We start from the raw sequence: 20,548 nt of genomic DNA, 5'->3' as shown, positions 1-20,548 counted from the left end.
GCGCTCGATTCAGACCGGCGCGGCGCGCAGCGCGGCGGGCAGGCTGGACAGGAAATGCGCGGTCGCGAAGGCGTCCGGGTCCAGCGCGTGATACCGCTCGGCTTTTCCTTGCCCGGGGGGCATGAGCCCCTTGATCTGGTGGTGGAAGTCGCGGACCTGCTGACCGGTGGTGTCCTCGTCGGACCCGTAGCCAGTTCTGAAGATCGGCGGCAGCGAGCGCTTGATCCGCGCCGAGGTGTCGCTGAAAAACACCGCCATCAACGTCAGACGGTTCGCGCAAATCGGACACCTGGAACAGATTTCGAACTTTGCATCAACCGCAAGCGTGGCGTTGGCAAACTGTGACCGCCGTGTTGCCTTCGAATGCGGCGTGGCTGCGTAGACGCCGCTGCTCAGGACGGCAATATGTGGCTCGTGCCTGACCTGTCACGCCGAGCTTCGTTGCGCCTCGGGGCCGGTGCTTTCGCGGGGGCGGCGGGAATCTGGGCGTTCGGCGCGCTGCTCGACCCGACGCAGGTGCCCGCCGACCCGAGCCCGTTCGAGCCAGCAGCGCCGGTGCCCCCACCACCGCCCGTCGCCGCGCCCGCCCCGCTGCCGACCAAGGTGTCCGGGTCGTTCGTCTCGGCGGCCCGCGGGGGCGTGGTGACCAACTACATCATCGCCCGGCCGCCCGGTATCACCGGGCCGCTGCGGCCGGTGATCGCGCTGCACGGCGTGCGCGGCAATGCCAAGCAGGTGATGAGCTTCGGCGTCGAACAGACCCTCGCAGAACTGGTCAGGGCGGGCCGGCCACCGTTCGCGGTGGTCGCCGTCGACGGCGGCGACACCTACTGGCATCGGCGGGCCGGCGGCGAGGACGCGGGTTCGATGGTTCTCAACGAGCTGATCCCAATGCTGTCGACGATGAGCCTGGACATCACCCGGGTCGGTTTCATCGGCTGGTCGATGGGCGGCTACGGCGCTCTGCTGCTGGGCGCGCGGCTGGGTCCGGCGCGTACCGCCGGGATCTGCGCGGTCAGCCCGGCGCTGTATCAGTCCTATACCGCCAGCACGCTCGGGGCGTTCGACAGCTACGACGACTGGACACGCAACACCGTGTTCGGATTACCTGCCCTGGCGTCGATTCCACTGCGGATCGACTGCGGCAACGACGACCATTTCGCGCTGGCCACGCACCAATTCATCGGCCAGCTGCGCACGCCGCCCGCGGGCGGATTCACCCCCGGTGGGCACGACGAGGCGTACTGGCGTCAGCAGCTGCCCGGCGAGCTGTCCTGGCTGGCGTCCTGACTGGGCCGTTCTTTGAAGTTCCTGAGCCGCAGGCTGTTTGTCACCACCAACAGCGACGAGCAGGCCATCGCCGCCCCGGAGATCATCGGGTTCAGCCACCCGAGCGCCGCCAGCGGGATAGCCGCGGCGTTGTAGGCGAAGGCCCAGAACAGGTTCATCCGGATCGTCCGCAGTGTGCGCGCCGACAGCCGCAGCGCGGTCGGCACGGTTCGCACCTCGGTGCGCATCAGCGTGAGGTCGCCCGCGTCGATCGCCGCGTCGGCTCCGCCGCCCATCGCCATGCCGATGTCGGCGACGGCAAGGGCGACCGAGTCGTTGACACCGTCGCCGATCATGGCCACGGTTCTGCCCTGGGTCTGCAAATCCTGGATGGCGTGCGCTTTTTCGGTGGGCAGCACACCGGCGATCACCTTGTCGGGCGCGATGCCTACTTGTTCGGCGACGTGCCGGGCGACCGCCGCGCTGTCGCCGGTGAGCAGCATCGGGGTGATACCCATCGCCGTCAATTCGGCGATCGCCGCGGCGCTGTCGGGCTTGACCTGATCGGCCAGCGTGATCACGCCGCGCACCTGCCCGTCCCACGTCACCTGGACCCCCGTTTGTCGGGCCGGCGCCAGCAGGTCGACGCCGGCCAGTGACCCGGCCCGCGACACCGCCACCTCGATCCCGTCGACCACTCCGACGACTCCGGTGCCGGGGTTGTTAACGAATTGGTCTGGGCCACTGCCGATTTCCAAACCGCGGCGCTGGGCGGCCGCCACGATCGCCGCCGCCACCGGGTGCTCGGACGCCGACTCGACCGCGGCCGCGCGAGCCAGCACGAGGTCGGCGTCTTCGCCGGGCCGGGGCGCGACGTCGTGGACGGTCATCGCGCCGGTGGTCAGGGTTCCCGTCTTGTCGAACACGACGGTGTCGACGCCCTCGATGGTCTCCAGCAGTTTCGGGTCCTTGATCAGGATGCCGAGCTGGGCACCGCGCCCGGTACCGACCAGGATCGCGGTCGGGGTGGCCAACCCGAGCGCGCATGGGCAGGCGATGATCAGCACCGCGACGGCCGCGGTGAACGCCGACGCCGCGGGCTGTCCGGCCAGCAGCCAGCCGGCCATTGTCGCCGCGGCGATCAGCAGCACCGCGGGCACGAAGATCGCGGCGACCCGGTCGGCCATCCGCTGGACCGGGGCCTTGCCGTTCTGGGCGTTGCTGACCAGGTTGGCCATCCGCGCCAGCTGGGTGTCGGCACCGACCTTGGCGGCGTGCACCAACAGTCGGCCGTAGGTGTTCAGCGAGCCCCCGACCACGCTGTCGCCGACAGTGACGTCGACGGGCACCGGCTCGCCGGTCATCGCTGAGGTGTCCAAAGCCGTTTCACCGTCCACGATTACACCGTCGGCGGCCACCCGCTCCCCCGGTCGCACCACGACGACGTCGCCGACCTGCAGCTGCGAGACCGGCACGCGGACCTCGTCGCCGTCGCGCAGCACCACGGCGTCTTTGGCGCCCAGATTCAACAGCGAGCGCAGCGCGGCCCCGGACGCGCGCTTGGCACGCGCCTCGGCGTGGCGACCGGCCAGCTGGAACACCGTGACCGCGGCGGCGACTTCGAAGTACACCGGGCCCGCCCCCCGCAGCACCGCGGCCGTCGACCACAGGTAGGCGGCCAGCGTGCCCAGCGAGACCAGGGTGTCCATCGTCGACGTGCGATGCCGGATGCCGAGCAGTGCCGCGCGGTGGAACGGATAGCCGCCCCACGCCAGCACGGGTGTGGTCAACGCCAGCGCCAGCCACTGCCAGCCGGTGAACTGCCAACCCGTCACCATCGAGACCGCGACAACCGGGATCGCCAGCAGCGTCGACCCGATCAGCCGCGGGCGCAGCTCATCGGGCGGGGCGTCGTCGGATGGCCCGAACGGATCGACGACCACCGAGGCCTGGTAGCCCGTCGACTCCACCGCGCGAATCAAGTCACCGGCCGACACCGCGTCCTGGTGCTGCACATGGGCCCGTTCGAGCGCGAAGTTCACCACGGCTCGCACGCCGTCGAGCTGGTTCAGCGCGCTTTCGACACGGACGGCGCAGGACCCGCAGCTCATGCCGCGCAGGTCAAGATCGGTGGTGGTCATGGCGCCGTGGCGCGGCGGGCCCGCCGCAGTCGGGCGATGCCGATGACCGCCAGTATCCCGGCGACCGCCGCCAGCAGCAGCATCACCAGCAGCATTGACGGGTCATAGACCACCGAGGCGGTCGCCGGCTGGTCCTTGAGGGCGGGCGCGACGGCCACGGTGGTGCGAACGGCCGACCAACTGGCCGCACAGCCCACCGCCGCGGCGCAGGCCAGCAGCAGCTCGACGACAGCGCGGAAACGGGCCATCACCATCGTGAACTCTCGACGTCGTCGGCCGGCGGCTCGTCGGGTCCGACCCGCTCCTCGACCAGCGGGGTGAGCAGATTCCGCAGGTGACGGTGTCGGCGTGCCCACGCCTGGGCGGTGCGGCCCCCGGTTAGCCTCAGTCCGATACCGGTGCGGCCCTTGGGCACCCCGACCAGTTCGCCGAGCGCGCGGGCGGCCTGCCAGCGCTCGACGTCTTTCGGCGTTGTCAACGGGCTGTCGGGTTCCGGGTACACCGTGACGATCTCGGACACCTTGATTGTCTCGGTACCTTGGCGCAGAATTTGCGACGTCAGCACGACCGACGTGTGGATGCGCGCGGCTTTCACTTGTAGGGCAATGAAACTCGTCACCACCACCAGGAAAAACGCCGGGACGGCGACCTGCCAGCCGTTGCCGTTGGATTTTTCGATCCACAGCATGATCGCCGCCGAAATCGGGCCGGCCAGCAGCCAGTACCAGCTGGCACCGACCTCGCGAAAGATCGGCGCTACGTCGGTGTCCGTGCCGGCAGTCACGACCACTATCATCCCCTGCGCGACCTGCGGCCAAACCACCTGGGGTGGTTACCGCCGGAACGGAGCCGGCGCCGATCTCGGGTGCCTTTTGGATCAGCGCGATCGGGTGGTGGGCGGCCTGCTCGAAGAACGCGTGCCCGCCCGGTGCCAGGTGCGGGTCGCGCACCGGATGGCCTGGCACGTCACCTTTTCTCGAGGCTCACCTGGTGAAGTAGTCGTGCGCGTCGCTGCGGTGCAGCAGGAACATCCCCCCAACGATCAGCACCGATCCGGTGATGCCGGCCGCGCCGCACGCGAGGGCATACATTGGCGGCCAGGTCGCCGTGCAGAGCCGGATGCCGACATAGACGACGGTGGCCATCGCCCCGCCCGTCAACGTCGTTCGGGCCCAGCGATAGCCGGCCCGCATCAGGATCAGGAACGTCACGACAATCGCGCATAGCACCGCGGTGAACAGCACGGACGCCAGCAGCAGCGGCGTGGCACGGTGGCCGTTCGACGAGCCGACGACGTCGGCGGCATAGCCGATCACCATCAGCGGGAGCGCCGCCAGCCACAGCCAGAAGCCGGTGTCGACGTCAACCGGCCGGTTCGGCGACTGCGGCGGGACGGGACCCGTCACGACAACCAGTTCGCCGCCGCCGCGGCCCAGTAGGTGAGCACGATGTCGGCGCCGGCGCGCCGGATGCTGGTCAACGACTCGAGCGCGGCCGCGCGGTCGTCGATCCAGCCGTTGGCGGCGGCCGCGGCGATCATCGCGTACTCCCCCGAGACCTGATAGGCGGCGACCGGCACCGGTGAGATCTCAGCGGCGGCCTTGACGACGTCCAGGTAGCTCATCGCGGGCTTCACCATCACGATGTCGGCGCCCTCGTCGAGGTCAAGCTGCACTTCGCGCAACGCTTCACGGGCGTTGCCCGGCTCCTGCTGATAGGTACGCCGGTCGCCAATCAGGCTGGAGCTCACCGCTTCCCGGAACGGGCCGTAAAACGCCGAGGCGAATTTGGCGGCATAGGCCAGGATGACGACGTCGGCGTGACCGGCGGCGTCCAGGCCGTCCCGGATGGCCGCGACCTGGCCATCCATCATGCCGCTCGGGCCCACCACATGTGCACCCGAATCCGCTTGTGCAACAGCAAGTTCGACGTATCGCCTCAGGGTGGTGTCGTTGTCGACCCGGCCGTGTTCGTCGAGCACGCCGCAGTGGCCGTGGTCGGTGAATTCGTCCAGGCAGGTGTCGGCCATCAGCACGGTCGAGTCGCCGAGATCCTTGGAGAGGTCGCGCAGCGCGACGTTGAGGATGCCGTCGGGGTCAGAACCGGCCGAACCGGTCGCGTCCTTGTCCTGCTCGCCGGGCACACCGAACAGCATCAGCCCGCCCACCCCGGCCGCCACGGCGTCGGTGGCGGCTGTACGCAGCGAGTCGCGGGTGTGTTGGTAGACGCCCGGCATAGAAGGGATGGGGCGAGCGTCCGTTATCCCGTCGGCGACGAACATCGGCAACACCAAATGCCGTGGCTCAAGCGATGTTTGCGCGACCAGCCGGCGCAGTGCCGGGGTCGACCGCAGCCGACGCGGACGCTGCCGCATCGTTAACGCCTCAACCGCACGTTGAGTCTGCGTCCAGGGTGGGGGTTACTCGAACTTCTTCGCCCGTGACGCAGAGTCAACGCACGATGAGTCATCGCCTGCGGCTCTTCTTACGCGGCGGAGGCAACGCGCCCTCGGCGCGCAGCCGGGCGGCGTGCTCGGCCAGCGCCTCGATCAGCGGACCCACCGCGGCGGTCTCGGGCTGTACGTCGACGCGCAAACCGAATTCGGCGGCGGTCTCGGCGGTCTTGGGTCCGATGCAGGCGACGATCGTGCGGGCATGCGGCTTGCCGGCGATGCCCACCAGGTTGCGCACCGTCGAGCTCGACGTGAAGCACACCGCGTCGAAACCACCGGTCTTGATCATCTCGCGAGTGGCCGCCGGCGGCGGGGCTGCCCGCACGGTCCGGTAGGCGGTGACGTCTTCGATCTCCCAGCCGCGTTCCCGCAGCCCCTCGGCCAACGTCTCGGTGGCGATGTCGGCGCGCGGCAGCAGCACCCGGTTCACCGGGTCGAAAATGCTGTCGTACGGCGGGAATTCATCGAGCAGACCCAGCGACGACTGCTCACCGGAGGGCACCAGCTCGGGGCTGATCCCGAAGGCGCGGACCCGGTCGGCGGTCGATTCGCCGACGCAGGCGATCTTCACCCCGGAGAACGCGCGGGCGTCCAGTCCGAACTCGCCGAACTTCTCCCACACCGCGCGCACTGCGTTGGTGGAGGTGAACACCACCCACTGGTAGCGCCCGTCGACCAGACCCTTGACCGCACGCTCCATCTGCGCGGGGCTGCGCGGCGGCTCGACGGCGATGGTCGGCACCTCGATCGGCAGCGCGCCGTGCGTCCTCAGCCGCTCGCTCATCTCGCCGGCCTGGTCCTTGGTGCGCGGCACCAGCACGGTCCAGCCGTACAGCGCGCGGCTTTCCCACCAGTTCAGCTTGGCCCGGTTGGCGACCGTCTTGCCGATGGTGACGATCACCGGCGACGGTGCGGCGCCGTCGGCGTTGAGCAGCAGGTTCGAATCGGTCAGTCCGCCTAGCGTCGACTCCACCGAGCGCTGCGTGCAGGTGGTCCCCGACGAGGTGACCACGCACGGCGTGGCGTCGGACAGGCCGTACTCGATCAGCGTGCGGGCGGCGTCGGCCACGTGCGAGGAGGTGGCCTGCAGGATCAGCGGACCCGGTCCGGCGGCCAAAGCGCCCCAGTCCACATTTGGGTCGCGGACGTCGGCGACGGTGTGCGAGGAGCCCAGCGGCAGGCCGGCGTAGGTCGGCACCGCGTCGCTGGCGGCCAGGCCCGGCACGATCTCGAAGTGCAGGTGGCTACGGGCAACGGTGTTCACCTCGGTGATCACCGAGTCCACCGACAGCGGGTTGCCGGAGACCAGCCGCACCACGTCGGCTCCGGTGCGGGCTTCGGCGACCAGCGTCTTGGCCACCTCACCTGGATCCCCCAAAGCGGGCCGGATGTCGGGTCCCAGCGACACCACGGCGGCGGGTTGGCCGGGGATGTCGGCGCCCACTGTGCCCTCGTTGGCTCCGCTGTCCGACGGCGCAGCCCGCGCGGGTCCGGAGACCGGCGGCAAGTCCTTGCCGATCAGCGCCAGTACTGGCTCGGGCACGTCGGGGTCAATAAACACCAGGGGGGCATCGGCCAGTGCTGAAGCGGCCCGCGTCGTCAGCAGGGTTGGGTCACCTGGACCCGAACCTACGAACATGATGCGGCCGGGCCTCGGCTTGCGCCCTCGCGTCGTCATCGTCGCTCCTACCTACCTCGTTGGCGCGCTTGCCTCATCGCGCGCTCGACATGACTTCCCGTGCGCCCAGGTCGAACAGTTCGGCGGCCACCGAGAGCCCGAGCTCCCGTGCCCGATCCGGACTGCCGATTCCGGACGCGCGGATCACGTCGGATCCGTCCAGCGCCGCTACGCAGCTGCGTAGCGACAGCTCCTCGAAGATGCGGCCGTCCTCGTCGATGGACTCGACCACTTCCGCGATCGCCCCCACCGGCGCGGAACAACCCGCCTCCAGTTCGGCGAGCAGAGCACGCTCGGCGGTGACGGCCGCGCGGGAGTCCGCGTCGTCCAGCTCTGCCAGCAGTGTCGCGAGCCGGGAATCCCCGGCTCGGCACTCGATGGCGAGAGCCCCTTGCGCCGGTGCCGGCAACATCTGCACCGGCTCCAGCGTCTCGGTGACGGCGTCGAGACGCCCCAGCCGGGTCAGACCCGCCCGGGCAACCACGATCGCGTCCAGATCACCACTGCTTACCCTGTTCAACCTGGTGTCTAGGTTGCCTCGTAGGGGGCGAATTTCCAAACCGAGACCCAGTGCTCTAAGCTGCGCGGCCCGCCGCGGCGACGACGTGCCTACGATTGCGCCGTTAGGCAGCTCTCCCAGCACCAACCCGTCGCGGGCCACCAGAGCGTCGCGCGGGTCTTCCCGCTGCGGGATGGCCGCGATCAGGAACCTTTCGTCGGGTGCGGTCGGCAGGTCTTTGTACGAGTGCACCGCCATGTCGACCTCGCCCGCGGCGATGGCTTCCCTGAGCGCGGCGGTGAACACCCCGACCCCGATGTCGGCGATCGGTTCGTGCGACTGGTCGCCCGCGGTGCTGACGATCACCAGCTCGGCTTGCTGGCCGTTGGCCAGCAAGGCATCGCGGATGCCGCTGGCCTGGGTGGTGGCCAGCAAGCTGCCACGGGTACCGATCCGGATCACGTCGGCCAACCGGCTACTCAGCCGAATCCGTTGGTAAAGAAGGCCATTCGCCCGCGGTGGCGACGGCGTCGACCGCGGTCTGGTCGAGCTCGAACAGCTCGCGTAGCGCCTCGGCGTAACTGTCGCCGCCGGGTGCGCTGGCCAACTGCTTGATGCGGACGGTCGGCGCGTGCAGCAGCTTGTCGACGACGCGGCGCACCGTGCGGGCGACCTCGTCTTTCTGCGCGGCCTCGAGGCCAGGCAGCCGGTTGTCCAGGCGCAACAGTTCGGCCTCCACGACGTCGGCGGCGCGCTGGCGCAGCGCGGTGACGGTCGGGGTGACCTCGGCCATCCGCTGGCCGGCCAGGTAGGTGGCGACCTCGGCGGCGACCAGGTGACGCGCGGCCTCGGCGTCGGCTGCGGCGGCCTTGGCCGACGGCTCGCGCTGGATGCGGTCCATGTCGACCACCCAGACGCCAGGCAGCCCGGACACTGCCGGGTCGACGTCGCGGGGCATGCCGAGGTCGCAGATCACCAGCGGCCGGTCTTCGCGGCGGCTGGCGGCCAGGGCGTTGTGCACGTCGGCCAGCGACACCACCGGACGCACGGCGCCGGTGCAGCTGACCACGACGTGGGCGTCGGCCAGCGCGACGGACAGCTTCTCCAGGCTCAATGCCTCCGCGGCGGTTCCGGACTCGCGGATCTTGCGGGCCAGTCGTTGCGCGCGGGGCAGCGACCGGTTGACGAGGTAGATGTGGCCGACGCCGGCCCGGGTCAGGTGGGCCACCGACAGGCCGCCCATCGCTCCGGCGCCGACGACGACCGCGGTCTTGCCGTGCAGGCCATTGTGACCCAGCTTGTTCGAGGCCATGCCGAGCGCCACTGAGACGACGGATGCGCCTGCGGCGTCGATGCCGGTTTCGGAATGCACCCGCTTGCCGACCGCCAGTGCGCGCTGGGCCAGCTCGTGCAGGACGCGGCCGACGGTGCGGTTGGTCTCGGCGGCGGCGTAGGCGCGGCGGACCTGGCCGAGCACCTGCTGCTCGCCGACGACGGCCGAGTCCAGGCCGCTGGCCACCGCGAACAGATGCTCGACGGCGGCCTCGCTGTAGCGGACGTAGGCGTGCTTGGTGAGGTCGGGCACCGTCATGCCGGCATGCTCGGCGAGCACCTGGCCGATGGCCGACAGGCCGCCGTGGAAGGCGTCGACGACCGCGTAGACCTCGACGCGGTTGCAGGTGGAGAGCACCATGGCCTCGGTTACCAGCGACGACTGCATGATTCGGTCGACGAGCTTGATTTGCTCGGACTCGTCGGAGCTCAGTTGCTCCAGGACGGAGACCGGCGCGCTGCGGTGCGACACACCGAAGAGCAGGACGCTCACGGCTGAATCACCTGGCCTGCTCCCTTGCTAACACCGGTGAATTGACTGGTGTCCACCGTAGACGGTTACCTGATAGGCCACCAAATTTACGCCCTCGATCGGTTTGCTAGATCCCTGCGCAGTCGCGGCTCGTCGAGCTCCCAGTAGCTGTGTTCGCGGCCGTCGAGCAGCACGACTGGCAGTCGGTCGCCGAATTCGGCTCGCAGGGAGGTGTCGCCCTGTTGGGCTTTGGCGTCGACGTCGGTGGCTTCGAGTTCGAAGTCGAGTTCTGCGGCGAGTTCTTTGAGTTGCGCGTGGACGCGGTCGCAGATCGCGCATCCGGCGCGGACGAGGAGGCGGACTTGGCGGCGGCTCATGGGCTCAGTGTGGCAGGGCGGATAGCGCGCGGGGAAACGCTGAAAAGCGAATCCGCCGACGAGGTTCGGCAAACAAAAGCCGAATACCGGAATCATTGATCGGCGATAACATCGGACCATGTCGGGAAATCCGCCAAGCCGGCCTTCGCATGGGCACGGCACCAGTGGGTTTCGGGGCTCTTCGCCGACTGGCTTTCAATCGGGGTCGCCGGCTTGGGAGGCCACGTCGCCCGGCGGGCAGTCGCGCGGCCTGACGTACCTGGCACTTGCGATTGCGGTGATTGCGACGGTTCTGGCGATTATCGGGTGGTTTCGGCCTTCGTCGCCACCGCCGGCACCGCACACTGGCGCTGCGACGTACACCGAGCAGCAGATTGCGGACGCGAAGCAGCGCGCTTGCGCGGCTTTCGAACTCGTAGACAAGGGTGTCGTGTTGCAAACGGGGGGCGGAAACCCTCGCCCCGCGCCAAGCAACGACCCCGTGATGGCCGAAGCACGCGCGGCGGATGCGCGACTATCACTAGTTGCCGGCTCATCGTACTTGCGGGACCATGTGGATCCGGCGACGGCGCCGACTTTAGCGTCGGCAATCCGCAATTACGCAACTGTTCTGACTAACCTTGCACAGAATTATTTGGCTGGCATCAAGGACGCGGACCCGGTACAAGAAGCTCTTCTGAAGGAGAGTGACGCAGCATTCACTCAGCTCCATGAGTTGTGCCGATAATGGCGCCAAACAACGGAAATCCCTGGTTTCAACTCATGGTGGGCCAGTGGTGGACGCCGGGAATTGATCTGGGCGTCTTAAGTGCCGCGGCCACCAAACGCCAAGCGACATCGTCTTCCTGGCAGAACTTCTCCGACCAGTTACGCCAGCAATTAACGGGTCCGCTCAGTTCGGATACGCAGCAGGGAATCACTGCCGACAACCTTCGAGACACCTTCCAATGGGGTGCCGAACAGGCTCGCGACGTCGCAACAACGAACGCCGTGATCAGCGCATCACATTCCGCCGCTCACCGATGCGTAAGTGACTTGAATTCCCGCTTGGAAACGATCGCTGACGAGGGCAAGGCAGAAATCGACCACATTCAGCAATCCAAAGACTTACCCCCGGTGAAGATCGGCAAAATCGTGGACGTGGTCATGCACTGCCAGCAGGACGCAAATTCTGCTGCGGCACCATACACGCAGAATGTCTTCGAGGCCATACAGAATATCCTCGACCAGCGCGGATTGCCTACAAATGCCCGACAGTTCGCTCAGCAGCACGGGATCGACACCACCCGGATGCTGGGCTCGCCAACGAAAGAGACCATCACCCAGCAAGTAACGGGGCTCCTTGGCGAAGGTGGTGCCCCGGCGGCTCCGGCACCTAGAGATCCACCTCATCACCTGGGTGGCGGCACGGGTAATAGCTCACCAATTCCGCCACTGGAAGGTACAACTGACGACCGGCACCGGTACGGCGATTTTGGCGGCAATGGCGCTGTCGCAGGCTCCCCCGCAGGATTCCAATCTGTTAGCCCGGGCCCCGCAGGCCAACGGCCGCTCACCGGGCCACATCATGTCGGTGATTTCGGACAGAACGTGACGCCCGGCCCCATGGCCCCTGCCGCGCCAACTGGGGCTGGCGTTCGGAGTTCCGCACTGCCCACAGGCCGCTTGTCGAATGGGTTGCCCACCAACGCCTTTAGCTCGTCCACCCCGGGATCGGTCCCGCAGCCCGACGCCCTCACGCCAGGGTTGAACCCGGCCCTAAGCCAGGGCGCACCCGCGTCTGGCGCGCTCAACACTGTGCCGCCGGTGACGAGCCCGGTTGCGCCCCAGTTACCGACTCAGGCGATGTCAGATCTCCCGGCGTCGACCGTCCCGGCGGCGGCGCACCCGCCCGCGGTCGATGCTCCACCGCCTCCCGCCCCGCCGGTCAGTAGCACCACTAGCCCGGTAATAGATTCCGGTGCTGCGTATTTCGCTGGGCCCGCCACGGCCCAAGCAGCCGCTGCGCCGCTGCCGAGCTATGGCGCGGACATTCGACCGCCCACGCCAATCGGGTCAACGCCGACGATGCCTTCCAGTCCTGTCACTACGCCTTCCGGCCCGTCGACCTACTCCCCCGCTTCAGCGCCGGTCGGCTCGTCGACCGGGACGAGCGGGCTGTCCCAGCCCGCGGTCATCCGCCAGCCCGCCGGCACGCCGGCCGGGCACCCGGCACCGGCGAGCATCGCCGAGCAGGCCGTCGCGGCGACCGCCGGCGGGGCGGCCAGTGGTGCCGCATCTGCCCAAGCCACCACCAAAGCTCGTCTGCAACGGACAGTCGACTTCGTTGCCCGCCAAGAACCACGGCTCCGATGGATCGCTGGAGACCGTGCGGACGGAAGGACAGTGCTGACGACCGACCTTGCGAGCGGCTGGATTCCGCCGCGCATCCTGATTCCATCCGTCGCTACGCTGCTCGAACCGGGCGACCGTCGCGGCGACATCGAAGCATTGCTGGGTCAGGTCGAGACCTCAGCCGGCTACAGCCCCTTGCACTACCTTCCGGAGCCCGACGACCAAGCCGAGCCCATGCCGACGTCGTTGCGGCCCCGGCACGTTCCCGCGGTCGACGATCTAGGGTGGGAGCTTGGCCAGGCCACCAATTACCGTGCTGGGTTGCCACAAATGGCGCACACCATTGCCAGAGCCGCGTTCGCCCACACCGGTCTGATCGACGTCGAAATCCAGTTCCTTGATGCCCATCTCGCCAAACTGCGCGAGGACGTGATCGGCTCCTACCCTGACGACGTGGACGCCGCTGCTGTGTCGAATTGGCAACTGCTGGCTGCAATCGACGCGTTGGCCGCGAAGGATCCGATCGGCGCCAACTACCACTTCGCCTGGTTCCAGGCATTGAATCACGTTCCTTAGGAAGAAGATTCGATGAATCCGCAGCAGTTACAGATCGTTCTCAGCCAGCTCGCAGAGGCGTATGGCATGCCACCGCCACCGCCGTTGACTCCCGACCAAATCGCGTCGGGAAGCTCGCTGATGAGTCAGCTGCTGGCGACGTTGGGCCTCGCCGGCAACGCCGGCGACCCGGCCGATGCGGCCGATGCGGCCGCGCAGCATGCCCAGCGTGGCCAGCAGGCCAGTGACGCATTGACGAAATTCCCTGCAAACGAAGAGGAGTCGAGCAAGCAGCTCGAGTCGCTGACGGGTACGGTCCAGCAAATGCCTCAGCAGGTCATGCAAACCGTCAGCGGCCTGTTCAGCGGACTGTCCCAACCGCTCAACCAAGCCATGCAACAGGTCGCGCAGATCAGCTCACAGCTGACCAGCAGCCTCGGCACGGCAGGCCAAGGCACTGACCTCGGCGCCTCGCTGCCGGCCGCCGCGCTCGGTGACACACTGGGCGCGGGCGGCGCGGGACTGGGCGCCGGCGGAGCCGGGGCGGGACCAGCGCTGGCTGGTGGCACGGCCCCGGCGGGAACCCTTGGGCCACCGCCGACTCCGTCGCCCGCAACGGTCCCCGCCGCGTCGCAGATGCCCGTCACACCGCCAACCGCGCCCGACTCCGCCGCAGGGGCGCGCGGGACGATGGGCGGCGGCATGCCGATGATGCCCCCGGGTGCCGCGCACGGTGCCGCGAGCGGAGGCGACAGCAAGGCCGAGACCAAGCGCGTCGTTCCCCCGACGGTGCGCAACGGCGCGCCCGTGCAAGGTCGTATCAACAGGCCTCAGGCGGCACCCGAGATCGTGAAACGGGTGGCCGGAAAACCGGTGGCCACCCGGCGTCTCCTGATGCCGGACGGCAAGCGCAACGACGACGAGGGCGGAACCGGCGGCAGCTGCTCGTAACACAGCCGATCACAACACCGCCACGGTCGATCAACCCAACGCCTCGCGGACCGATAGTGTGAAACCGTGACCGCTCCCGGCGGCCCGGGCACTGTCGAACCCGGCGCAGAAGCAGAACCCAACCCCGCTGTGCAGCAATTAGAAACGGCGGCCGGCAATGCCAGCGCCGAGCAGGCGCTGGCAGACCTACAGACCCACGGCGAGCCCGGCCCCGAGCATCCGCCCGTCGACCTCACTGCAGCGGCGTTCTTCGATGTCGACAACACCTTGGTACAGGGATCGTCGCTGGTTCACTTCGGCCGCGGCTTGGCTGCCCGCAACTACTTCACCTACCGCGACGTGCTCGGATTCGTTTACGCGCAGGCCAAGTTTCAGATCCTCGGCAAAGAGAACAGCGGCGACGTCGCCGCCGGCCGTCGCAAAGCACTGGCCTTTATCGAAGGGCGACCCACCGCCGAGCTGATGCAGCTCGGCGAAGAGATCTTCGACGAGATCATCGCCGAGAAGATCTGGGAAGGCACCCGCGATCTCGCGCAGATGCACCTCGACGCCGGCCAGCAGGTCTGGCTCGTCACCGCCACGCCCTACGTGCTCGCGATCACCATCGCCCGCCGTCTCGGACTGACCGGCGCTCTGGGCACCGTCGCCGAGTCCGAAAACGGGATCTTCACCGGCCGCCTGGTCGGCGACATCCTGCACGGCCCGGGCAAGGCGCACGCCGTCCGCTCGTTGGCCATCCGCGAGGGCCTGAACCTCAGGCGCTGCACCGCTTACTCCGACAGCTACAACGACGTGCCGATGCTGTCCTTGGTCGGCACCGCCGTCGCGATCAATCCGGACGCCGCTTTGCGTAATTACGCCCGCAAACGCGGCTGGGAAATCCGCGACTTCCGGACCGCCCGCAAGGCCGCCCGCATCGGCGTACCGTCAGCTTTGGCCCTGGGCGCGGCGGGTGGCGCACTGGCTGCGGTGGCATCTCGGCGGCAATCCCGCTGATAAACTTCGCCGCTGAGCACCCGTGAGAGTGGAGAGCAGCGCATGTCATTGCCCGCAGGCACCGAAGGCCTGATCGGCACGCACTACCGGTACCCCGACTACTTCGACGTCGGTCGCGAAAAGATTCGCGAGTTCGCCACCTCCGTCAGCAACGATCACCCCGCGCACCACTCCGAGGAGGCCGCGGCCGAACACGGCTACGACGCCACGGTGGCACCGCTGACGTTTCTCGCGGTCGCTGGGCGCCGCGTCCAGGAGAGCGTCTTCACTAAGTTCGACATCCCGATCAACATGGCCCGGACGCTGCACCGCGACCAGAAATTCTTGTTTCACCGGTCGATCAAGACCGGTGACCGGTTGTACTTCGACACCTACCTGGACTCGGTCATCGAGTCGCACGGCACGGTGATCGCGGAGATCCGCAGCGAAGTCACAGATGCCGACGGCAAACCGATCATCACCAGCATCGTCACCATGCTCGGCGAGTCGTCCAACCCCGACGCGAATGCCGAGGCGACAATCGCCGCAATTGCTTCTATCCGCGCCGGAGCCTAATGTCAGCCCGAGCCTTCCAGGGGGATTACCAACCAATGAGCACCGACCTCACGCCGCATTTCGAGGACGTTCAGTCGCATTACGACCTGTCCGACGAGTTCTACCAACTTTTCCTCGACCCGAGCCAGACCTACAGCTGCGCCTACTTCGAGCGCGACGACATGACGCTCGAGGAAGCGCAGCGAGCAAAGGTCGACCTGTCGCTGGGCAAACTCGGGCTGGAGCCCGGTATGACCCTGCTCGACGTGGGCTGCGGCTGGGGGGCCACGCTGCGCCGCGCGATCGAGAAGTACGACGTCAACGTGATCGGCCTGACGCTGAGCAAGAACCAGGCTGAACACGTTCAGAAATCGTTCGACGCGTTGGACACCCCACGCTCGCGGCGGGTGTTGCTGAACGGCTGGGAGCAGTTCCACGAGCCGGTCGACCGGATCGTCTCGATCGGCGCCTTCGAGCATTTCGGCTTCGAACGCTACGACGACTTCTTCACGATGGCGTGGGATGCGCTGCCGGCCGGAGGAACGATGCTGCTGCATACCATCGTGGTTCCGAGCGACCAAGAATTGGCAGACCGTGGCATCAAGATCACGATGACCAGGGCGCGGTTCGCCTTATTCATGATGAACGAGATCTTCCCCGGCGGCCGGCTGCCGACGGTGGAAATCGTGCAGAATCATGCGACCAAGGCCGGTTTCGAGGTCGCCCTCATCCAGCCGCTGCGGCAGCACTACGCGCGGACCCTGGACTTCTGGGCGGAGGCGTTGGAAAGCCGCAAGGACGAGGCCATCGAGATCCAGTCCGAAGAGGTCTACGAGCGCTACATGAAGTATTTGACCGGCTGCGCCAACCTGTTCCGCGAAGGCGCCTGTGACGTCGCGCAGTTCACCCTGGTCAAACCGGCTGAATAATTAGCCGAAGAACATATTGCGGCGGCCCGCCAGCAGCCGGTATAGCGTCTGCTGGATGGTCTCGCGCACCTGGTCGGTCAGCTCGAAGGTGACCATCGGGTCCTCGGCGTCCGCGCTCTCGTAGTGCGCGGTGTCGATCGGCTCGCCGAATGCGATGTGCCACTTTGACGGCAGCGGCACCAACCCCACGGGACCGGCCAGCGGGAACAGCGGCGTGATCGGGAAGTACGGCAGCCCGAACAGCCGCGCCAGCAGCCGCACGTCGGTCAGCATCGGGTAGATCTCCTCCGAGCCCACGATCGAGCACGGAATGATCGGCGCCTTGGCGCGCAGCGCGGCCGCCACGAAGCCACCGCGACCGAATCGCTGCAGCTTGTAACGGTCTTTGAAGCGCTTACCCAGGCCCTTGTAGCCCTCCGGGAACACCGCGGTCAGTTCGCCCGCGGCCAACAGCCGGTGCGCGTCGGCGGTGCACGCCATGGTGTGGCCGGCCTTGCGGGCCGCCGCGCTCACCATCGGCAGGTCGAACACGATGTCGGCGGCCAGCAGCCGCAGGTCGCGGTGCGCGGGGTGCTCGTCGTGCACGGCGACCGAGGCCATCAGCCCGTCGAACGGGAGCACGCCCGCGTGGTTGGCCACCACCAATCCCGCGCCGGTGTCGGGCAGGTGCTCGATGCCGCTGACCTCGACCCGGAACCACGACGTGAAGAAGAACCTCAGCAAAGGCCGGACGATCGCCTCGTTGAAGTGCGGGTCGAAGCCGAACTCGTCGACCCGGTAATCGCCGGACAATCGCAGTCGCAAGAAATCAGCGACGGCGCTGACCTTCTGCGCGATCTCATCGGCGGACTGTTCGACGGCCGTCCGGCTGGTCGCGCCGCGACGGTGCTGGTCGATTTCGCGTACGACGGCGGCGACCTCGTCGGCCGACGTCCGGGAATCGGGCTCGGTGAGCAGGGAGGGGTGTTGGCGAGTGGCCTGGGCGCGTCGTCCGGCACGCCGTTGCGCCGCCGCGCGGGTTGAATTACCGTGCAGCTGAATGACTTTCGCTTTCGAATCGCCCGCCATAGGAATAACCTCCCCTCGCGTCAATTGATTTTGGCTCGGGGACCAAAGCGCCGCACTGCTGCTACGGCCCGACCTTCAATGGAGCGTACCCACTCGGGATCGATAATGGGAGTCAAAGCTCGGCCGCGAACATAATCGTCGAAAGCCTCCGCAGTGGACCACTTGGGGTGGTATCCGAGTTCCTGTTCCATCCGCGTTGTGTCCATCACTCGGCCGTAGCTCAGATAGTCGAGTTGCTCGCGATTGATCTCCTGGTAGCGGTTGGCGCGACGCAGCGAATCCAGCACCGCGAGCCCAAATGCCGGTACTGGCAGCGCAACTCGGCCCGCACGACGAATCGCTTGCGACAACATGATGATCCCGCTGGCGCCGATGTTGAACGTGCCGGGTTTGCCGGCCACCACCGCGCGCTCCAGGGCACCCAGCGCGTCCTGCTCGTGTAACAGTTGCAAGCGCGCGTCGCGGCCGAGCACCGTCGGGACCAACGGTCCGGCCAGGTAGCGCGACAGCGTGGTCTCCATCGCCGGGCCGATCATGTTCGCCAGCCGCAGAATGGTCACCGCGATGTCGGGCCGACGCCGGCCGAGCCCACGGGTGTAGCCCTCGATGTCGAGGCTGTCCTTCGGGAAGCCTTCCCGGAACGGACGGCGACTGCTGCAATCCTCGGTGAACATCACCGGGTCGTGCGGGCTGGACCCGTAGACCTCCGACGTCGACTTCAGCACGACGCGGCGCACCGACGGCGTCTTCTGGCAGGCGGCAAACAGCTGCATCGCGCCGAGCACGTTGATTTCCTTGAGCGCCACTCCGCCGCCGGGTCGCGGCGCGAATGACGCCGCGGCCGCGTGCACGACCGTGTCGACGTCGCCGTTTCGAATCACCTTAGCGACAAAGGGATTGCGGATGTCGGCGCGGACAAACTCGGCGCGGCCCATCCGGCGCAGCATGTCCTTGCTCGGTGCGACGGCGTCGACCGCGATGACCCTGTCGATCATCGGGTTCTGCGCCAATCGCGCCGTCAGATAGCCGCCTAGAAACCGGCATGCGCCGGTGACCAGCACAACCTTCGGAGCGTGTGCGGCATCGACGCCAGGACCTGATTGACCGCCCGACGAATCCACTTGGCCAGCCTAGCGGCGGCAGCGAGCGATTACTTACCGAGTTTTCTGCGCTGCACCCGCGTGCGGCGTAGCAGCTTACGGTGCTTCTTCTTCGACATCCGCTTACGCCGCTTCTTGATTACTGAACCCATAACTCCGCTATCTGTGCTGGATTGCCCGACTCCTCCGCGGGACGCTGCGCGTCCCGCATCGTCGTCGCACGGTCTGGATTGCCCGACTCCTCCGCGGGACGCTGGGCGTCCCGCATCGTCGTCGCGCGGTATGGCGGCCCGAGTCCGCCATGGCCGGGCATATGCAATAACCCGCTCACTCTACCCGGCCGGGCAGGTCGAACACCAAAGCGCACCGGTGGACCCGGACGTCGCACCGGTGCGACCGAGTGGCCGCGAGACTTGAGCCACTGCGGCGCCTTGCGGCGTGTCCTCGCAACGGTTTACCTGTCGCGGCCCAACTGTCTAGCCAGCGTCGAAGTACGAGGACTCCAACATGTCGTGCACAGCCTTGGCGTGCACGCGGAAAGACCGGCCGACACGGACCGCGGGCAGTTCACCGTTGTGAACCAACCGGTAGACCGTCATCTTGCTGACCCGCATCAGTGCTGCCACCTCTGCAACAGTCAGGAATTGCGTCCGGGGCTGCTGGCCGTCCGCGGAACCCGTGTCTCGTCCCGATTTCCCGCCAGCCGATGGCCCGTTCATAGACGTCATCGCAACCCAATCAGTCAGGCTCCTGCAGTCCCAGCGGCTTCCCCTCCGCTGGCACCCACAGGTGCATACCCACAAGGAGAATAGCGGGACTAGTGTGGTTATTGCGACGGGTGGTGGCAAATAAATAAAATTCTATAAATTACTCAGATGTAATTCTGAGCTGCTCAGAGCGTGTTTTTGCGGCCCGCACCGCCTCGTCGACGGCCGCACGCAAACCACCCTTTTCCAATTCCCGCAGCGCAGCAGCGGTCGTGCCGCCTGGCGAGGTGACAGTGGCGCGCAGCCGCGCCGCGGTGGTGTCCAGCGACAGGTCGCGCCGCGAGTCGGGACCCGTTCCGCGGTCCTGCTCCATCCGGTCCAGCAACAGCGCCGCCGAACCGGCAACCGTCTGGGCAACCAACTCGGTCGCGACGGCCCGACTCAGCCCCACCCCGACACCGGCATCCACCAATGCCTCGATCAGCAAGAAGAAGTACGCCGGACCCGAGCCCGAGACCGCAGTGACGGCGTCCATGTGCTCCTCGGAGACCGTCAGCACCGCTCCTACCGAGTCGAACAGCGCTGCAACCTCCTTGAGCTGTTCAGGGGTCGCAAAGCGGCCCGCAGCCATGGCGCTGATCCCGGCGCCGACCAACGCCGGCGCATTGGGCATCACCCGCACCACCGGCGTCCCGGCCAGCAGCTTGGATTCCAGATAGGCCGTCGTCACCCCGGCCGCCACGGTGATGAGCACCTGGTCGGGGCTGTCATGCGCAGCGTCCGCGGTGACCTTGCCGATCTCGCCGATCACCGCGGCCACGTCGGAGGGCTTGACGGCGATGATGACGAACGTCGCGTTCTCCACCGCATCGGGCAGCGAGGTCGCCAGCACGCCGTAGGTGTCGGCCAGGTAGCGTGCGCGATCGGGCATCCGCTCGGCCACCACCAGGTCTTTGACCTGCCGTCCGGCCCGCAGCAAGCCCGACAGCAGGGCCTCGCCCATGCTTCCCCCACCGACGAGCGCGATTCTGGCCATGTCGCTCAGCATGGCAGACGCGCCCTCAAAGAACCCACGCGCCTAGGGCGCGGGCACCATCGCCAGCTGGCGGCTCTGCACGATGATGCGGCCTTCTCTGTCCACGACGGTGTGGTCT

Annotated in this window: 23 protein-coding genes; 6 read left to right on the top strand and 17 right to left on the bottom strand. The window is 67.5% G+C overall.

Annotated features, from left to right (window positions below; all coding sequences use genetic code 11):
- Window positions 1-9: 9 nt before the first annotated feature.
- Entirely contained in the window at window positions 10-258 is a 249-nt protein-coding gene (locus tag ABDV69_RS06720; RefSeq protein ID WP_343572804.1) for an oxygenase MpaB family protein, read from the bottom strand.
- A gap of 147 nt (window positions 259-405) precedes the next feature.
- Here ABDV69_RS06720 and ABDV69_RS06715 point away from each other — a divergent pair, with 147 nt between their 5' ends.
- Window positions 406-1,290, top strand: a complete 885-nt coding sequence (locus tag ABDV69_RS06715; protein WP_343572755.1) for an alpha/beta hydrolase-fold protein — start codon at window positions 406-408, stop codon at window positions 1,288-1,290.
- Here the strand turns inward: ABDV69_RS06715 and ABDV69_RS06710 are convergent.
- The 11 genes from ABDV69_RS06710 to ABDV69_RS06660 form a co-directional block, all read right to left on the bottom strand.
- On the bottom strand, window positions 1,251-3,410 hold the full coding sequence (locus ABDV69_RS06710; protein ID WP_343572753.1) for a heavy metal translocating P-type ATPase: 2,160 nt from the start codon (window positions 3,408-3,410) through the stop codon (window positions 1,251-1,253). The genes ABDV69_RS06715 and ABDV69_RS06710 overlap by 40 nt on opposite strands.
- Window positions 3,407-3,661, bottom strand: coding sequence for a hypothetical protein (locus tag ABDV69_RS06705; RefSeq protein WP_343572751.1), 255 nt, complete (start codon window positions 3,659-3,661; stop codon window positions 3,407-3,409). Before ABDV69_RS06705 ends, ABDV69_RS06710 begins: the two co-directional genes overlap by 4 nt.
- Window positions 3,658-4,161 carry a DUF3093 domain-containing protein gene (locus ABDV69_RS06700; protein ID WP_343572802.1) on the bottom strand — a complete coding sequence of 168 codons (504 nt, stop codon included), beginning with the start codon at window positions 4,159-4,161 and terminating at the stop codon, window positions 3,658-3,660. The genes ABDV69_RS06705 and ABDV69_RS06700 overlap by 4 nt, the downstream gene beginning before the upstream one ends.
- 232 nt (window positions 4,162-4,393) lie before the next feature.
- Window positions 4,394-4,816: a hypothetical protein gene (locus tag ABDV69_RS06695; RefSeq protein ID WP_343572749.1), complete on the bottom strand. Its 423-nt coding sequence runs from the start codon at window positions 4,814-4,816 to the stop codon at window positions 4,394-4,396.
- Entirely contained in the window at window positions 4,813-5,784 is a 972-nt protein-coding gene (hemB, locus tag ABDV69_RS06690; RefSeq protein WP_343572747.1) for a porphobilinogen synthase, read from the bottom strand. The genes ABDV69_RS06695 and hemB overlap by 4 nt, the downstream gene beginning before the upstream one ends.
- Window positions 5,785-5,875: 91 nt before the next feature.
- Window positions 5,876-7,540, bottom strand: coding sequence for a uroporphyrinogen-III synthase (locus tag ABDV69_RS06685; RefSeq protein ID WP_343572746.1), 1,665 nt, complete (start codon window positions 7,538-7,540; stop codon window positions 5,876-5,878).
- Between the two features lie 34 nt (window positions 7,541-7,574).
- Complete coding sequence (gene hemC, locus ABDV69_RS06680) at window positions 7,575-8,501, bottom strand: hydroxymethylbilane synthase (protein ID WP_343572800.1); 927 nt, start codon at window positions 8,499-8,501, stop codon at window positions 7,575-7,577.
- 13 nt (window positions 8,502-8,514) lie between these two features.
- Window positions 8,515-9,864, bottom strand: coding sequence for a glutamyl-tRNA reductase (locus ABDV69_RS06675; protein ID WP_343572745.1), 1,350 nt, complete (start codon window positions 9,862-9,864; stop codon window positions 8,515-8,517).
- Between the two features lie 86 nt (window positions 9,865-9,950).
- The gene (locus ABDV69_RS06670) at window positions 9,951-10,220 is read right to left on the bottom strand and encodes a glutaredoxin family protein (protein ID WP_343572743.1); all 270 of its coding nucleotides are present in this window, start codon (window positions 10,218-10,220) and stop codon (window positions 9,951-9,953) included.
- Window positions 10,221-11,327: 1,107 nt separating this feature from the next.
- Window positions 11,328-11,549, bottom strand: coding sequence for a hypothetical protein (locus ABDV69_RS06665; RefSeq protein WP_343572819.1), 222 nt, complete (start codon window positions 11,547-11,549; stop codon window positions 11,328-11,330).
- A 779-nt stretch (window positions 11,550-12,328) separates the two neighbouring features.
- Complete coding sequence (locus ABDV69_RS06660) at window positions 12,329-12,514, bottom strand: hypothetical protein (protein WP_343572817.1); 186 nt, start codon at window positions 12,512-12,514, stop codon at window positions 12,329-12,331.
- Between ABDV69_RS06660 and ABDV69_RS06655 the strand changes: the two genes are divergently transcribed.
- From ABDV69_RS06655 to ABDV69_RS06635, 5 genes are all read left to right on the top strand, one after another.
- The gene (locus ABDV69_RS06655; RefSeq protein WP_343572797.1) at window positions 12,444-13,130 is read left to right on the top strand and encodes a DUF5631 domain-containing protein; all 687 of its coding nucleotides are present in this window, start codon (window positions 12,444-12,446) and stop codon (window positions 13,128-13,130) included. The genes ABDV69_RS06660 and ABDV69_RS06655 overlap by 71 nt on opposite strands.
- 12 nt (window positions 13,131-13,142) lie before the next feature.
- On the top strand, window positions 13,143-14,060 hold the full coding sequence (locus ABDV69_RS06650) for a hypothetical protein (RefSeq protein WP_343572741.1): 918 nt from the start codon (window positions 13,143-13,145) through the stop codon (window positions 14,058-14,060).
- Between the two features lie 129 nt (window positions 14,061-14,189).
- The gene (locus tag ABDV69_RS06645) at window positions 14,190-15,056 is read left to right on the top strand and encodes an HAD-IB family hydrolase (protein ID WP_343572796.1); all 867 of its coding nucleotides are present in this window, start codon (window positions 14,190-14,192) and stop codon (window positions 15,054-15,056) included.
- A 42-nt stretch (window positions 15,057-15,098) separates the two neighbouring features.
- Window positions 15,099-15,611 (top strand): MaoC family dehydratase N-terminal domain-containing protein, encoded by a 513-nt coding sequence (locus tag ABDV69_RS06640; RefSeq protein ID WP_343572740.1) that lies wholly within the window; start codon window positions 15,099-15,101, stop codon window positions 15,609-15,611.
- 35 nt (window positions 15,612-15,646) lie between these two features.
- On the top strand, window positions 15,647-16,519 hold the full coding sequence (locus tag ABDV69_RS06635) for a cyclopropane mycolic acid synthase family methyltransferase (protein ID WP_343572739.1): 873 nt from the start codon (window positions 15,647-15,649) through the stop codon (window positions 16,517-16,519).
- On the opposite strand, the gene ABDV69_RS06630 is transcribed toward ABDV69_RS06635, so the two are convergent.
- From ABDV69_RS06630 to proC, 5 genes are all read right to left on the bottom strand, one after another.
- Window positions 16,520-17,587 carry a lysophospholipid acyltransferase family protein gene (locus ABDV69_RS06630; protein WP_343572738.1) on the bottom strand — a complete coding sequence of 356 codons (1,068 nt, stop codon included), beginning with the start codon at window positions 17,585-17,587 and terminating at the stop codon, window positions 16,520-16,522.
- Between the two features lie 20 nt (window positions 17,588-17,607).
- Window positions 17,608-18,708 carry an SDR family oxidoreductase gene (locus tag ABDV69_RS06625; RefSeq protein WP_343572736.1) on the bottom strand — a complete coding sequence of 367 codons (1,101 nt, stop codon included), beginning with the start codon at window positions 18,706-18,708 and terminating at the stop codon, window positions 17,608-17,610.
- 29 nt (window positions 18,709-18,737) lie between these two features.
- A complete protein-coding gene (locus ABDV69_RS06620) occupies window positions 18,738-18,839 on the bottom strand; it encodes an AURKAIP1/COX24 domain-containing protein (RefSeq protein WP_003402602.1) in 102 nt (33 codons plus the stop codon).
- Window positions 18,840-19,163: 324 nt separating this feature from the next.
- Window positions 19,164-19,415 carry a cell division/environmental response transcriptional regulator gene (locus tag ABDV69_RS06615; protein WP_343572734.1) on the bottom strand — a complete coding sequence of 84 codons (252 nt, stop codon included), beginning with the start codon at window positions 19,413-19,415 and terminating at the stop codon, window positions 19,164-19,166.
- A gap of 139 nt (window positions 19,416-19,554) precedes the next feature.
- Window positions 19,555-20,430 (bottom strand): pyrroline-5-carboxylate reductase, encoded by an 876-nt coding sequence (gene proC / locus ABDV69_RS06610; RefSeq protein WP_343572733.1) that lies wholly within the window; start codon window positions 20,428-20,430, stop codon window positions 19,555-19,557.
- Between the last annotated feature and the right edge of the window lie 118 nt (window positions 20,431-20,548).

Source organism: Mycobacterium sp., from assembly GCF_039583785.1.
Lineage (GTDB): Bacteria > Actinomycetota > Actinomycetes > Mycobacteriales > Mycobacteriaceae > Mycobacterium.
The sequence above is the reverse complement of the archived record's forward strand: the minus strand, read 5'-3'. Positions and strand labels throughout refer to the sequence as shown.